Source organism: Vibrio sp. OPT18 (assembly GCF_015163615.1).
Taxonomy (GTDB): domain Bacteria; phylum Pseudomonadota; class Gammaproteobacteria; order Enterobacterales; family Vibrionaceae; genus Vibrio; species Vibrio coralliirubri.
Genome location: NZ_JADDYK010000049.1, coordinates 20,643 through 34,252 on the forward strand (window position 1 = coordinate 20,643; position 13,610 = coordinate 34,252).

The window sequence follows — 13,610 nt, forward strand, 5'->3', positions numbered from 1 at the left end:
CGCTATTAGCTTATGCTTTATGTCTCTTTATAGAGAGTCTTCCAACCATTAACCCGCGTTGAGTTCGGGCTTAAGAGGTAATTACTTGCTTAGGTCGTCAGCGTGCTCAGATAGGAATGCTGCAACACCTTTTGGAGATGCGTCCATACCTGATTTACCTTCTTCCCATTGTGCAGGACAAACTTCACCGTTCTTCTCGTGGAAGTTTAGTGCGTCTACCATGCGTAGCATTTCGTCGATGTTACGACCTAGTGGAAGATCGTTAACTACTTGGTGACGTACAAGACCGTCAGCGTCGATTAGGAAAGAACCACGGAAAGCAACGCCTGCTTCTGGGTGCTCAACATCGTATGCTTTGCAGATCTCGTGCTTAACGTCAGCAACTAGAGGGTATTTAACTTGACCGATACCGCCATCAGCGATAGCAGTGTTACGCCATGCGTTGTGAGAGAATTGAGAATCGATAGAAACACCGATTACTTCAACGCCTTTAGCTTGGAAATCTTCAAGACGGTTGTCGAAAGCGATTAGCTCTGAAGGACAAACGAAAGTGAAGTCTAGTGGGTAGAAGAAAACTACAGCTTTCTTACCTTTAGTGAATTCTGCGAAGTTGAAGTTATCAACGATCTCACCGTTACCTAGAACAGCTGCTGCAGTAAAGTCAGGGGCTTGACGACCTACTAGTACCATTTTGGAATCTCCTAAAAAATTAGTTGGCCCAACACATCTTTGTTTGGGCTCCGTTTCTACGGGACAAACTATAGTACAATCGGTACTATAGAAAAAAGCGAATTAAATAGATTAAGTTAATCGAAAAAAGCGATAAGCTTATTCTTTGTCCTGTCCTTAGGTCGAATGACCTTTACGTAACTTATCCTACTCATATTACAAAGTAATTTCATGAATAAATGGCCAAGTCTTAAGCAACTTCACTATCTTGTTACTCTTCACGAAACTCGTCATTTCAGTGATGCCGCTGATCGCTGTTTCGTCAGTCAATCTACGCTAAGTAAAGGCATTCAAAACCTAGAAGAACTCATCGGTTGCCCGCTTTATGAGAAGAAAGATAAAAAGAGCCCGCTGGTTTTCACGCAAGCAGGTGAGCTGGTGGTAAAGCACGGTCGAGAGCTACTAGCGAAAGGACAAGATCTCGTAGAGCTTGGAAATCTATGTAACGGGGATGCGATGCAAGGGCAGTTGCGAGTTGGGTGTATCCCTACTATTGCTCCTTTTCTTTTGTGCGATTTGGTACAAGAAGCGAACCAGCGCTTTCCACAACTAAATCTGCTGTTACGTGAAGATACAACAACCAACCTATTGGCTGCGCTCCGTCATGGAGACCTAGATGTACTGATTCTGGCTTTGCCTGTCGATATAGACAATATGGAAAGCCAAGTTGTTGGGCAAGACCCTTTCCGGATGGTGATCAGTCGCAATCAAGCTGATGGTATTCGCGTTCCGATTAAATACGATGACCTGCCAGACGAATCTGTATTCTTGTTGGAGAACGAGCATTGCTTAACCGAGCATGCCGTGTCAGCGTGTAAGTTAACCGACAAAGAGAAGATAAACCCGTTCACAGCAACTAGCTTACACACATTGGTGCAAATGGTAGCTAATGGGTTAGGTACTACCTTTATTCCTCAGATGGCGATCGACCACGGTTTATTGGAAAACCAGAATCTTGTTGTGATCGATCCTCCTGGTCAACAGGCCTACCGAGATATTGGCCTTGTGTGGCGACCAAGCTCTTCGCGTCGTGAGACATTCCATCAGTTAGCAGATGTGGTATCTGAGCTTCTATAATAATCCGCTGCGACAACAATCCCTCTGAGCGGCTGAATTGGCCGCTCTTCTTTATATCACTTCCGAGCGTTACTCTACTTCCGCTTCTTCTGGCTCTACTTCTTCTTGCAGCTCCAGCAAATTGATCGCTATCGTGACGAAATCGCTGTCTGTAATTATGCCTACTAGTTCGTGGTTTTCTACGACAGGTAAACAGCCCACTTTGTGCTTCTGCATATAAATAGCCGATTCTTTTAATCCTGCACGCGGCTCTACCGACATAACACTTTTGTGCATGATGTCGTTGAGCGGAGTAGCAAGAGTAAAAGATTGAGCTTGTGGGATGTTTTGTAGGCTGGATTCTTGAGCGGCTAGAACGTCTCGTTGTGTGACGACACCTAGTAGATGCCTATCGGAATCAACGACCGGTATATGGCGGATATCAAGCGCTTCCATCATGTGCTTAGCATCGGCCAGTGAGTGTGAGCGCAATAGGGTATGAGGGTTGCGAGTCATCATATCTTCAACCTTGATCATACGAACCTCCTTCTTTTTTATTTGTTGCTATTACTATAGTTTTTTATCCAAAAAATAACTGAGATCTGACGCATTCTTGGGTGAGTTTTATGCAACTAATTCTTTCGTTTGAGGAGGTGAATCAGTAGCATTATTTTACGCCTCTTTACAATAATCCAGTGCTGTAAACCTTGCTATTGCGGCTCGTGTGCCTATACTAGCCCACTGCGAAATTTTTAGTCGTGTTTGCGATGTGTTTCTGGTAACGATTGACTTACCGTAACGATTATCCAGCAACTACGATTTATGATTCGTCAACGGCACAAATCTCATCAACTAAGACAAGACTAGACACATGCAAGTTTCAGATTTTCACTTTGACCTACCAGATGAACTCATTGCTCGCTACCCTCAAGAGGAGCGTACAGCAAGCCGCCTGCTTAAATTAGATGGCAACAGCGGTAACCTAGCTGATGGTTCGTTTAAAGACGTTTTAGACTTGGTTGAGCCAGGCGATCTTGTTGTTTTCAATAACACTCGAGTGATTCCAGCTCGTGTATTTGGTCGCAAGGCTTCAGGCGGCAAGCTTGAAGTGCTGGTTGAACGTATGCTTGATGAGAAAAGCATTCTTGCGCATGTTCGTTGTTCTAAATCACCGAAACCGGGTACCAAGTTGTTCCTTGGTGAGAACGATGAGTATGAAGCTGAAATGGTGGCGCGTCATGATGCGTTATTCGAAATCCATTTCACATCCGATCAAAGCGTTTTAGAGATTCTTAACAGTGTTGGTCACATGCCACTGCCTCCTTACATCGATCGTCCTGATGAAGATGCAGATAAAGAGCGCTACCAGACTGTCTATAATGAAAAGCCGGGGGCGGTTGCAGCGCCAACAGCAGGCCTTCACTTTGATGACAAGCTAATGGCTGACATGAAAGAAAAAGGTGTTGAGTTTGCTTACGTGACGCTTCACGTTGGTGCTGGTACGTTCCAGCCAGTAAAAGTTGATAATATTAACGATCACCACATGCATGCAGAGTACGTTGAAGTACCGCAAGAAGTGGTTGACGCCGTAGCTGCAGCAAAAGCTCGTGGCGGTCGTATTATTGCTGTTGGTACAACATCAGTACGTTCACTAGAAAGTGCAGCTCAAGATGCAGTAAAGAAAGGCACCGAACTCGTTCCTTTCTTTGGTGATACAGAAATCTTCATCTTCCCTGGCTATGAATACCAGTTGGTGGATTGCTTGATTACCAACTTCCACTTGCCAGAATCAACACTGATTATGTTGGTGAGTGCATTTGCTGGCTACGACAATGTGATGGGCGCATACGATCACGCCGTGAAGAGCGAATATCGTTTCTTCAGCTACGGCGATGCTATGTTCATCAATAAGAAAACGAGCTAATTTAAGCTGGTTTAAGCGATACAAAAATTTACGGGTGCTAGCAGTAAGCTAGGAGTCGGGCAGGGTGTCTGTCTAATCTCTCGCAAGGAATACGCGACCGCTCCTCATAGAACCCACTAGACTGAACTTTTGTTTGGCCTAAGGTTCTGAATTAACAGTCAGATTGTTTCTCTGGCATATTGGAGGCTTCGTGAAATTAAAATACGAACTTAAAAAAACTAATAGCGGCGCACGTCGTGGTCAACTTCAGTTTGAACGCGGTACCGTTGAAACCCCAGCATTCATGCCTGTAGGTACTTACGGTACTGTTAAAGGTATGACACCTGAAGAAGTAAAAGATACAGGTGCTGAAATCCTATTAGGTAACACATTCCACCTATGGCTACGTCCTGGTCAAGAAATCATGAAAATGCACGGTGACCTGCACGATTTTATGAACTGGCACGGTCCTATCCTGACTGATTCAGGCGGTTTCCAAGTATTCAGCCTAGGTGCAATGCGTAAAATCACTGAAGAGGGTGTTCATTTCCGTAACCCTGTAAACGGTGACAAGATCTTTATGGACGCTGAGAAGTCTATGGAAATCCAAAAAGATTTAGGTTCAGACATCGTAATGATCTTCGATGAGTGTACGCCTTACCCTGCGACACACAAAGAAGCAAAAGACTCAATGGAGATGTCTCTTCGTTGGGCTGAGCGTTCACGTAACCACTTCGACAAACTTGAAAACCCGAACTCACTGTTCGGCATCGTTCAAGGTGGCGTGTACGAAGACCTTCGTGATGTATCCGTTAAAGGCCTAACTGAAATTGGTTTTGACGGTTACGCAGTAGGTGGCCTAGCAGTAGGCGAACCAAAAGAAGATATGCACCGTATTCTTGAGCACACATGTCCTCAACTGCCAGAAGATAAGCCACGTTACCTAATGGGCGTAGGCAAACCTGAAGACTTGGTTGAAGGTGTTCGTCGCGGTATCGACATGTTTGACTGTGTAATGCCAACGCGAAATGCACGTAACGGCCACCTGTTTGTGACTGAAGGTGTGATCAAGATCCGTAATGCGAAGCATAAAACCGATACAACACCACTAGATTCAGAGTGTGACTGTTACACTTGTAAGAACTACAGCAAGTCGTACTTACACCATCTGGATCGTTGTAACGAAATCCTAGGTGCTCGACTGAACACGATTCATAACTTGCGTTTCTACCAACGAGTAATGTCAGACATTCGTCAGTCTATCGATGAAGACCGCTTTGAAGAGTTCGTTGCAGAGTTCTACGCAAGAATGGGGCGTGAAGTGCCACCACTAGGTAAAGAATCTTAGTATTTCTTTTTTGCGAGCCCTATCTCTCTTCCGAGTGATGGGGCTTGAAAATAAAGGGATGCGACCCAATTAGACAAACAATTACGAAAATATAATAGAGGATGTTTTAAATGTTTATTTCTCAAGCTCACGCAGCAGCAGAAGGTGCACCAGCAGGCGGCGGTTTCGAAATGCTTATCATGCTAGGTATGTTCGCTGTGATCTTCTACTTCATGATCTACCGTCCACAAGCTAAGCGTGTTAAAGAGCACAAGAACCTTATGTCTTCTATGGGCAAAGGCGATGAAGTTCTTACAAGCGGCGGCCTAATTGGCAAGATCACTAAGATTGCTGAAGACAGCGACTACGTTGCTATCGAACTGAACGCAAACAACGAAGTAGTTATCAAGAAAGACTTCGTTACAGCAGTGCTACCAAAAGGTACTCTGAAATCTCTATAAACAGCTAGAGGATCCTCGCTGTGCTAAACCGTTACCCGTTATGGAAGTATTTGATGGTGGTGTTTGCCATCGCTATCGCTGCGTTGTACGCACTTCCAAATATATACGGTGAAGATCCGGCAGTTCAAGTTACAGGGGCGCGCGGCGCCTCTGTAGATATGTCTACGCTGGATGCTGTCACCAATGCTCTTGAAGCAGAAAACCTTTCTACTAAATCCGTTGCTCTCGAAGACGGTTCCATTCTTGTTCGCTTTAACGACACAGATACGCAAATTAGTGCCCGTGATATCATCACAGAAGCACTAGGCGATGACGTTATCGTTGCTTTAAACCTAGCGGCTTCAACTCCTAATTGGCTTGAATCTATTGGTGCTGCACCAATGAAACTTGGTCTTGACCTACGTGGTGGTGTTCACTTCTTAATGGAAGTGGATATGGACGCTGCGATGCAAAAGCTGGTTGGCCAACAAGAAGAAGCATTCCGTAGTGAACTTCGTGAAGAGAAAATCCGTTACCGTGCGATTCGCCCATCTGGTAAAGATGCGGTTGAAGTGATTCTACGTAACGAAGAGCAGCTTGCTGAAGCGAAATCGCTACTGCAATCTAAGCACCAAGATATGACGTTTGTAGATTCTGAATCTAACGGCCGTTTCTCTTTGGTTGCAAGCTTTACAGAGGCTCGCCTTCAAGAAATCCGTAACTACGCGGTTGAGCAAAACATTACCATTCTACGTAACCGTGTAAACGAACTTGGTGTTGCTGAACCTTTGGTTCAACGTCAAGGTTCTAGCCGTATCGTAGTTGAGTTGCCTGGTGTTCAAGACACGGCTCGCGCTAAAGAAATCCTTGGTGCTACCGCGACGCTTGAGTTCCGTGAAGTGGATAGCAGTGCTGATTTAGCCGCTGCCGCTTCTGGTCGTGCCCCTGCGGGTAGCGAAATCAAGCAAGATCGTGATGGTCGTCCTGTGGTACTTAAGAAGCGCGTTATTCTAGGCGGTTCAAGTATTACTGATGCAAGCTCAAGTGTTGATGAATATGGTCGTCCTCAAGTTAACATCTCGCTAGACAGCGAAGGTGGTAGCAAGATGTCTGCATTCTCTCGTCAGAATATCGGTAAGCTAATGGCAACGGTATTTGCAGAGTACAAAGACAGCGGTCGTAAAACACCGGAAGGTCGAGTTATCTTAAGTAAGCACGAAGAAGTGATTAACCAAGCGACGATTCAATCTGCGCTAGGCCGTAACTTCCGTATTACTGGTATTGACTCAACGGCTGAAGCTCATAACTTGGCACTTCTACTGCGTGCTGGTGCGTTGATTGCGCCTATCTCGATTGTAGAAGAACGTACCATTGGTCCATCTATGGGTCAGCAAAACATCGATATGGGTATCATGGCGATGGTTTGGGGTATGGCTGCTGTAATGCTGTTTACGCTGCTTTACTACCGTAGCTTTGGTCTGATTGCGAACGTTGCGCTAATGGCTAACTTGGTGTTGATTATCGGTGTTATGTCGATGATTCCGGGGGCTACCATGACCCTACCAGGTATTGCCGGTATCGTATTAACGGTCGGTATGGCGGTTGATGCGAACGTTCTGATCTTTGAGCGGATACGTGAAGAGCTTCGAGATGGACGTAGTCCACAACAAGCTATTCACCAAGGTTACGCGAACGCATTCAGCACAATCGCCGATGCCAACATCACCACACTACTAACAGCAATCATTCTATTTGCTGTGGGTACTGGTGCTATCAAAGGCTTCGCGGTAACGCTGTCTATCGGTATCTTGACTTCAATGTTTACAGCTATTGTCGGAACACGTTGTATCGTGAACCTGATGTATGGCGGCAAACGCGTTAAAAAACTGTCGATCTAAGGCTAGGAATTAATATGTTTCAGATTCTAAAAGCAGACAAAATGATCGACTTTATGCGTTGGTCAAAGGTTGCCTTTGTTTTTTCTATCTTGATGATTGGTACTGCTATCTTCACCCTAACAACGAAATCGTTGAACTGGGGTCTAGATTTTACTGGCGGTACTCTGATTGAAGTTGGTTTTGAACAACCGGCACACCTTCCTGATATTCGTAGTGCACTAGAAGCCGAAGGCTTTGGTGATGCAACGGTACAGAACTTCGGTTCAGCTCGTGATGTGATGGTTCGTTTACGTCCACGTGATGGCGTAGCGGGCGAAACGCTTGGTAACCAAATCCTTTCTGCAATTGAGAATGGTACTGGTGAGCAAGTTGAAATGCGTCGTATCGAGTTCGTTGGTCCTAACGTGGGTGACGAATTAACAGAAGCGGGTGGCCTTGCTATCCTTGTTTCTCTTATCTGTATCTTGATCTACGTATCAGTGCGATTCGAGTGGCGTTTGGCTGCGGGTGCGGTATTAGCACTGGCGCACGATGTTATCATCACACTTGGTGTGTTCTCTCTAATGCAAATTGAGGTCGACCTTACCATCGTAGCAGCCTTGCTAACGGTCGTCGGTTACTCCCTCAACGATACCATCGTTGTATTCGACCGTATTCGTGAGAACTTCCGTAAGATGCGTAAGGGTGAAGCGCCTGAAGTACTGAACAGCTCAATCACACAAACATTGAGCCGTACATTGATCACTTCTGGTACAACGTTATTCGTAGTTATCGCACTGTTCGTTCAGGGCGGCGCTATGATCCACGGCTTCGCGACTGCACTTCTACTGGGTATTACGGTTGGTACTTACTCTTCTATCTACGTTGCATCTGCACTAGCGATGAAGTTGGGTATTACGCGTGAACACCTAATGCCACCACAAGTGGACAAAGAAGGTGAAGAGTTTGACGAGATGCCTTAGGCCTTGGCTTAATAAATTTCGCTAAACCAAAAAAACCGCTAGGCAACTAGCGGTTTTTTTACGTCTGTATTCTGTCGATAAACTCAACGTAATTTATCGGCGAAGTGCGCTGTGCTCATCGCTACTAACCGCCATCTTGCTCGTATCTCGTATCTCAAATCGCAGATACAAAAAAGCCTCGCTATATAGCGAGGCTTTGGAATTTCTATGCGCCCTTGAAACAGGGAGCGTTAACGTAAGGTCTGAATTACTTCAGCATACCTTCATTAGCGTTCTCGCGAACGTGCTTAAGAATAGACTTAACACCACGTGCGCTTGAAGCAACAACATTACCAGAAGTCATGTAATCAGTACCGCCAGCAAAGTCAGTCATGATAGCACCAGCTTCACGAGCGATTAGATCGCCAGCTGCTAGATCCCATGGCTTAAGGCCAAGTTCTAGGTAACCATCAACACGGCCAGCTGCTAGGTAACATAGGTCAAGAGCAGGAGAACCAGTACGACGGAAGTCAGCACAGTCGATGAATAGACCAGAGATGATCTTCATGAAAGATTCAGAGTGTTGTTTTTGCTTGAATGGGAAACCAGTCGCTAGAACAGTACCTTGAAGGTCTTTTAGTTGAGTAACACGCATACGAGCGTTGTTAAGTTGAGCGCCAGCGCCACGTTGAGCTGTGAATAGCTCGTTTAGCATTGGGTCATAAACACAAGCAACTTCTGTACGACCGTTCATGCGAACAGCGATAGATACAGAGAAGTGAGGGAAACCTTTTACAAAGTTGTTGGTGCCATCTAGTGGGTCAACGATCCATTGTACATCAGAGTCTTTACCTTCAGTCAGGCCTTTCTCTTCAGAAATAATGCTGTGCTCTGGGTAAGATGCTTTGATTGTCTCAATGATCATGTACTCAGCTTCTTGAGCAATGTTAGTAACGTAATCGTTGTTACCTTTTAGAGACGATTCGATCTTATCAGTTGTTTCTAGAGATTTAGCAATATGGTTGCCAGCTTTACGCGCAGCGCGTATCGCAATGTTTAGCATTGGATGCATATGGTTTTTCCCACAAGATGTTAAAGAACAATTTAAAGCGGCGGCGAGTATACCAAAGTTTTACCAAAAGGGAAGTGGTTATTTTTTGAACTCTTGGTTTCACATTACGCGAAGGGTCTGACCATTTTACTTTGCTATGTGTTAATATCTCGCGATTATTTTTAAAGTGGTGTCATATAGCATGTTAGACAATGTAAAAGTCGTTCTGGTTGGTACGTCTCATTCGGGAAATATCGGATCAGCAGCTCGCGCAATGAAAGTGATGGGTTTGAGTCAATTGGTTCTTGTAGACCCTCAATGTGAAGTTGACGAGCAGACCTTAGCACTGGCTGCGGGTGCAGGTGACATCGCAGAAAACGCGACCATCGTTTCTACACTGGACGAAGCTGTAAAAGACTGTGGTTTAGTGGTTGGTTCGAGTGCACGTTCACGTACGCTGGAATGGCCAATGCTTGAGCCTCGTGAGTGTGGACAAAAGTTTGCGATTGAAGGTCAAAAGCACCCTGTCGCATTAGTGTTCGGCCGCGAGCGTACTGGCTTAACTAACGATGAGCTTCAGAAGTGCCACTTCCATGTATGTATCCCAGCTAACCCTGAATACAGCTCGCTAAATCTAGCAATGGCAGTGCAGACTCTGAGCTACGAAGTGCGTGTAGCCCACCTTGATATGGTCGCTAGTCAATATCAGCCACAGCAACAAGATGAGTACCCTCGTCACGAAGAACTAGAAATGTTCTACGAGCACCTTGAAAAAGTGATCATTGATACCCAATTTATCTCTAAGGATAAGCCGGGTCAGGTGATGAATAAGCTACGTCGTCTGTTCAGTCGAGCTCGTCCAGAGCTGCAAGAGATCAACACTCTACGCGGCATTTTGACTTCAATTGAGAAGAGCAAAAACGACAAATAAAGCCCGTACAAACCCTAAGGGTGAATACCTGACTAAAATAGTCAACTAAATACTTGACCAGTTTAGTCGGGTATGGGAAGATTCCAACCACATAAACAATGTGGATACGGTGTGATATGAAACTTACATCTAAAGGAAGATATGCGGTAACAGCTATGCTAGATGTAGCACTGCATTCGCAAAAAAGCCCAGTTCCTCTGGCTGATATTTCAGAGCGACAAGGCATCTCGCTATCTTACTTAGAACAGCTATTTTCTAAGTTACGTAAAGCTGGCTTAGTTGCTAGTGTTCGTGGCCCTGGCGGTGGTTACCGTTTAGGTGCTGAAGCGAGCGACATTGCTGTCGGAACTGTAATTGCTGCAGTAGACGAATCAGTTGATGCAACTAAGTGTCACGGTCGAGCAGATTGCCAAGGTGGCAGTCGTTGTTTAACTCACACTTTATGGCGTGATTTAAGCTCCCGAATCAGCAGCTTCTTAAACGACATTACGCTCGGTGAGCTAATGAAAGATAACGAAGTTTTAGAGATTTCTGATCGTCAAGATATCGATCTTGCGGTTAATAATGGTTTTGCACATAAAAATACGAGCACTACAACGATTAGTGCAGCACCTCACGGTGTTAATGCCCGCTCTTAGCGGTCAGTTTTTACATTGGAGTAGAAAATGAAACTGCCTATTTACTTTGACTATTCAGCTACATGCCCAGTCGATCCACGTGTTGCTGAGAAAATGGTTCAGTGCATGACGATGGACGGTAACTTCGGTAACCCTGCATCTCGTTCACACCGTTACGGCTGGCAGGCAGAAGAATCAGTAGATAATGCTCGTGAGCAAATTGCCGATCTACTAAATGCAGACCCACGTGAGATTGTTTTCACGTCAGGTGCTACAGAGTCAGATAACCTTGCTATCAAAGGTGCAGCGCACTTTTACGAGAAGAAAGGTAAGCATGTAATCACGTGCAAAACAGAACACAAAGCGGTTCTTGATCCATGTCGCCAACTAGAGCGTGAAGGTTTTGAGGTGACATACCTTGAGCCAGAAGCTAACGGCATCATCGATCTAGACAAGCTACAAGCTGCAATGCGTGAAGATACTGTTCTAGTTTCTATCATGCACGTAAACAACGAGATTGGTGTAATCCAAGATATCTCTGCAATCGGCGAATTATGTCGTGCACGCAAGATCATCTTCCACGTTGATGCGGCGCAGTCTGCGGGTAAAATCCCACTAGACGTAAAAGAGATGAAGGTAGACCTTATCTCTATGTCTGCACACAAAGCATACGGCCCTAAAGGCATCGGTGCTTTGTACGTTCGTCGTAAGCCACGTATTCGCCTAGAAGCGCAAATGCACGGTGGCGGTCATGAGCGTGGTTTCCGTTCTGGTACTCTTGCTACTCACCAAATCGTGGGTATGGGCGAAGCTTTTGCCATCGCTAAACAAGACATGCAGAAAGATTACGATCACGCACTAGCACTTCGTGAGCGCCTATTGAAAGGTGTTCAAGATCTAGAAGCGGTAACGGTAAACGGCGACCTAGACCAACGTGTACCACACAACCTAAACGTGAGCTTCGCTTTCGTTGAAGGTGAGTCTCTGCTTATGTCTCTAAAAGACCTAGCGGTATCATCAGGTTCTGCATGTACATCAGCAAGCCTAGAGCCTTCATACGTTCTACGTGCTCTTGGTCTGAACGATGAACTGGCGCACAGCTCAGTACGTTTCTCATTCGGCCGTTTCACAACGGAAGAAGAAATCGACTACGCGATTGCACAAATTCGTGTAGCGGTAAACAAATTACGCGACATGTCTCCTCTATGGGATATGTATAAAGAAGGGATTGATTTGAACACTGTTGAGTGGGCTCATCACTAATCTCACGGAAATAGAGGATTCGAGGTAACTATCATGGCATATAGCGAAAAAGTAATTGATCACTACGAAAACCCACGTAACGTAGGTTCGTTTGATAAAGAAGACCCAAGTGTAGGTAGCGGCATGGTTGGCGCACCAGCTTGTGGTGACGTAATGAAACTGCAAATCAAGGTAACGCCAGAAGGCATTATCGAAGATGCAAAATTCAAAACTTACGGCTGCGGTAGCGCAATCGCTTCTAGCTCACTAGTAACTGAGTGGGTTAAAGGTAAAAGTATTGATGAAGCAGCGGCTATCAAAAACTCTGAAATCGCAGAAGAGTTAGAGTTGCCACCAGTGAAAGTTCACTGTTCAATTCTTGCTGAAGATGCAATCAAAGCAGCAGTTGCGGATTACAAAAAGAAGCGTTAATCGTTTCACTAAGTAATCACAAAAAATAAGCAATATTTGGGAGCATCCTTTGTGCTCCCCCTGAGTTCTCAATTTATATAAAACACAAGGTTGTAGTATGGCCATCACCATGACAGATACGGCAGCAAGCCGAGTTCAAGCTTTCCTAGATAACCGAGGTAAAGGTATCGGGTTGCGCTTAGCGGTAAAAACTACTGGCTGTTCGGGTATGGCGTATGTACTAGAATTCGTTGACGAGCTTAACGAAGAAGACGAAGTGTTCGAGCATTCAGGTGTTAAGGTCATCATTGATCCAAAGAGCCTAGTTTACCTAGACGGTACTGAGCTTGATTACGTAAAAGAAGGCCTAAACGAAGGTTTTGAATTCAACAACCCTAACGCGAAAGGCGAATGTGGTTGTGGTGAGAGCTTCAACGTATAAACGCTTCAATCGTTAAGCGTTTATAGTGAGCGAAGAATAAAATTAGGCTCTGATTGAAGAGCCTAAACTTAGGACCACCGTTACATGAATCATTTCGAATTATTTGGGCTACCACTTCAGTTTCAACTGGATGGTAGCCTTCTTTCTTCTCAGTTTAGAGATCTGCAACGCCAATTCCACCCTGATAAATTTGCCACAGCTTCTGAGCGTGATCGCCTGTTAGCCGTGCAAAAAGCTGCGCAAATTAATGATGCGTATCAGGTGTTGAAGAATCCAATCAGCCGAGCTGAATACCTGTTAGTGCAACATGGTGAGGATATTCGTGGTGAGCAGCAGACTCTGCAAGATCCTATGTTCTTGATGGAGCAAATGGAATTGCGCGAAGAGCTTGAAGACATCGCCGACAGTTCTGATCCTGAAGATGCTTTGTTTGCATTTGAAGGAAAGGTTAGCAAAATGTATAAACAACAATTAAGCGCTATCCAACAAGAACTAGACAGTGAGGCTTGGTTAGAAGCTGCAGACCGAGTAAGAAAGCTTAAGTTTATTGCAAAATTAAAGAATGAAATCGAGTTAGTTGAAGATCGTCTGATCGGCTAGTTCGTATAACAAGGACACATCC

General features: G+C 45.1%; 15 protein-coding genes. 12 read left to right on the forward strand and 3 right to left on the reverse strand.

Annotated elements, in window-relative coordinates; all coding sequences use genetic code 11:
• Positions 1-81: 81 nt before the first annotated feature.
• Positions 82-690 carry a peroxiredoxin C gene (locus tag IQQ51_RS12295; protein ID WP_004740353.1) on the reverse strand — a complete coding sequence of 203 codons (609 nt, stop codon included), beginning with the start codon at positions 688-690 and terminating at the stop codon, positions 82-84.
• A 210-nt stretch (positions 691-900) separates the two neighbouring features.
• Here IQQ51_RS12295 and IQQ51_RS12300 point away from each other — a divergent pair, with 210 nt between their 5' ends.
• Positions 901-1,806, forward strand: a complete 906-nt coding sequence (locus IQQ51_RS12300) for a hydrogen peroxide-inducible genes activator (protein ID WP_017062525.1) — start codon at positions 901-903, stop codon at positions 1,804-1,806.
• 69 nt (positions 1,807-1,875) lie between these two features.
• On the opposite strand, the gene IQQ51_RS12305 is transcribed toward IQQ51_RS12300, so the two are convergent.
• Positions 1,876-2,322 carry a CBS domain-containing protein gene (locus IQQ51_RS12305; protein ID WP_048615199.1) on the reverse strand — a complete coding sequence of 149 codons (447 nt, stop codon included), beginning with the start codon at positions 2,320-2,322 and terminating at the stop codon, positions 1,876-1,878.
• 334 nt (positions 2,323-2,656) lie between these two features.
• Here IQQ51_RS12305 and queA point away from each other — a divergent pair, with 334 nt between their 5' ends.
• The 5 genes from queA (at position 2,657) to secF (ending at position 8,315) form a co-directional block, all read left to right on the forward strand.
• Positions 2,657-3,709 carry a tRNA preQ1(34) S-adenosylmethionine ribosyltransferase-isomerase QueA gene (gene queA, locus IQQ51_RS12310; RefSeq protein ID WP_048613454.1) on the forward strand — a complete coding sequence of 351 codons (1,053 nt, stop codon included), beginning with the start codon at positions 2,657-2,659 and terminating at the stop codon, positions 3,707-3,709.
• A gap of 190 nt (positions 3,710-3,899) precedes the next feature.
• A complete protein-coding gene (gene tgt, locus IQQ51_RS12315; RefSeq protein WP_017056177.1) occupies positions 3,900-5,036 on the forward strand; it encodes a tRNA guanosine(34) transglycosylase Tgt in 1,137 nt (378 codons plus the stop codon).
• A 110-nt stretch (positions 5,037-5,146) separates the two neighbouring features.
• Positions 5,147-5,476: a preprotein translocase subunit YajC gene (gene yajC, locus IQQ51_RS12320; protein WP_010440492.1), complete on the forward strand. Its 330-nt coding sequence runs from the start codon at positions 5,147-5,149 to the stop codon at positions 5,474-5,476.
• A 20-nt stretch (positions 5,477-5,496) separates the two neighbouring features.
• A complete protein-coding gene (secD, locus tag IQQ51_RS12325; RefSeq protein WP_082154832.1) occupies positions 5,497-7,353 on the forward strand; it encodes a protein translocase subunit SecD in 1,857 nt (618 codons plus the stop codon).
• 14 nt (positions 7,354-7,367) lie between these two features.
• Positions 7,368-8,315 carry a protein translocase subunit SecF gene (gene secF / locus IQQ51_RS12330; protein ID WP_017062837.1) on the forward strand — a complete coding sequence of 316 codons (948 nt, stop codon included), beginning with the start codon at positions 7,368-7,370 and terminating at the stop codon, positions 8,313-8,315.
• Between the two features lie 247 nt (positions 8,316-8,562).
• Here the strand turns inward: secF and suhB are convergent, their stop codons facing one another.
• Entirely contained in the window at positions 8,563-9,366 is an 804-nt protein-coding gene (suhB, locus tag IQQ51_RS12335; RefSeq protein WP_017062836.1) for an inositol-1-monophosphatase, read from the reverse strand.
• 181 nt (positions 9,367-9,547) lie between these two features.
• On the opposite strand from suhB, the gene trmJ reads away from it, so the two are divergent.
• From trmJ to hscB, 6 genes are all read left to right on the forward strand, one after another.
• On the forward strand, positions 9,548-10,276 hold the full coding sequence (gene trmJ / locus IQQ51_RS12340) for a tRNA (cytosine(32)/uridine(32)-2'-O)-methyltransferase TrmJ (protein ID WP_017062835.1): 729 nt from the start codon (positions 9,548-9,550) through the stop codon (positions 10,274-10,276).
• Positions 10,277-10,392: 116 nt separating this feature from the next.
• Positions 10,393-10,914, forward strand: coding sequence for a Fe-S cluster assembly transcriptional regulator IscR (iscR, locus tag IQQ51_RS12345; RefSeq protein ID WP_010440512.1), 522 nt, complete (start codon positions 10,393-10,395; stop codon positions 10,912-10,914).
• A gap of 27 nt (positions 10,915-10,941) precedes the next feature.
• Positions 10,942-12,156, forward strand: coding sequence for an IscS subfamily cysteine desulfurase (locus IQQ51_RS12350; protein ID WP_048613459.1), 1,215 nt, complete (start codon positions 10,942-10,944; stop codon positions 12,154-12,156).
• A 33-nt stretch (positions 12,157-12,189) separates the two neighbouring features.
• Positions 12,190-12,567, forward strand: coding sequence for a Fe-S cluster assembly scaffold IscU (gene iscU, locus IQQ51_RS12355; RefSeq protein WP_004740340.1), 378 nt, complete (start codon positions 12,190-12,192; stop codon positions 12,565-12,567).
• A gap of 97 nt (positions 12,568-12,664) precedes the next feature.
• A complete protein-coding gene (iscA, locus tag IQQ51_RS12360; RefSeq protein WP_010440519.1) occupies positions 12,665-12,988 on the forward strand; it encodes an iron-sulfur cluster assembly protein IscA in 324 nt (107 codons plus the stop codon).
• A gap of 84 nt (positions 12,989-13,072) precedes the next feature.
• Entirely contained in the window at positions 13,073-13,588 is a 516-nt protein-coding gene (hscB, locus tag IQQ51_RS12365; RefSeq protein WP_048608145.1) for a co-chaperone HscB, read from the forward strand.
• Positions 13,589-13,610: the final 22 nt, after the last annotated feature.

Excerpts from the sequence above, each read along its gene's own strand:
- IQQ51_RS12295 (WP_004740353.1), bottom strand. The coding sequence starts at position 690 with ATGGTACTAGTAGGTCGTCAAGCCCCTGACTTTACTGCAGCAGCTGTT.
- IQQ51_RS12300 (WP_017062525.1), top strand. The coding sequence starts at position 901 with ATGAATAAATGGCCAAGTCTTAAGCAACTTCACTATCTTGTTACTCTT.
- IQQ51_RS12305 (WP_048615199.1), bottom strand. The coding sequence starts at position 2,322 with ATGATCAAGGTTGAAGATATGATGACTCGCAACCCTCATACCCTATTG.
- queA (WP_048613454.1), top strand. The coding sequence starts at position 2,657 with ATGCAAGTTTCAGATTTTCACTTTGACCTACCAGATGAACTCATTGCT.
- yajC (WP_010440492.1), top strand. The coding sequence starts at position 5,147 with ATGTTTATTTCTCAAGCTCACGCAGCAGCAGAAGGTGCACCAGCAGGC.
- secF (WP_017062837.1), top strand. The coding sequence starts at position 7,368 with ATGTTTCAGATTCTAAAAGCAGACAAAATGATCGACTTTATGCGTTGG.
- suhB (WP_017062836.1), bottom strand. The coding sequence starts at position 9,366 with ATGCATCCAATGCTAAACATTGCGATACGCGCTGCGCGTAAAGCTGGC.
- trmJ (WP_017062835.1), top strand. The coding sequence starts at position 9,548 with ATGTTAGACAATGTAAAAGTCGTTCTGGTTGGTACGTCTCATTCGGGA.
- iscR (WP_010440512.1), top strand. The coding sequence starts at position 10,393 with ATGAAACTTACATCTAAAGGAAGATATGCGGTAACAGCTATGCTAGAT.
- IQQ51_RS12350 (WP_048613459.1), top strand. The coding sequence starts at position 10,942 with ATGAAACTGCCTATTTACTTTGACTATTCAGCTACATGCCCAGTCGAT.
- iscU (WP_004740340.1), top strand. The coding sequence starts at position 12,190 with ATGGCATATAGCGAAAAAGTAATTGATCACTACGAAAACCCACGTAAC.
- iscA (WP_010440519.1), top strand. The coding sequence starts at position 12,665 with ATGGCCATCACCATGACAGATACGGCAGCAAGCCGAGTTCAAGCTTTC.
- hscB (WP_048608145.1), top strand. The coding sequence starts at position 13,073 with ATGAATCATTTCGAATTATTTGGGCTACCACTTCAGTTTCAACTGGAT.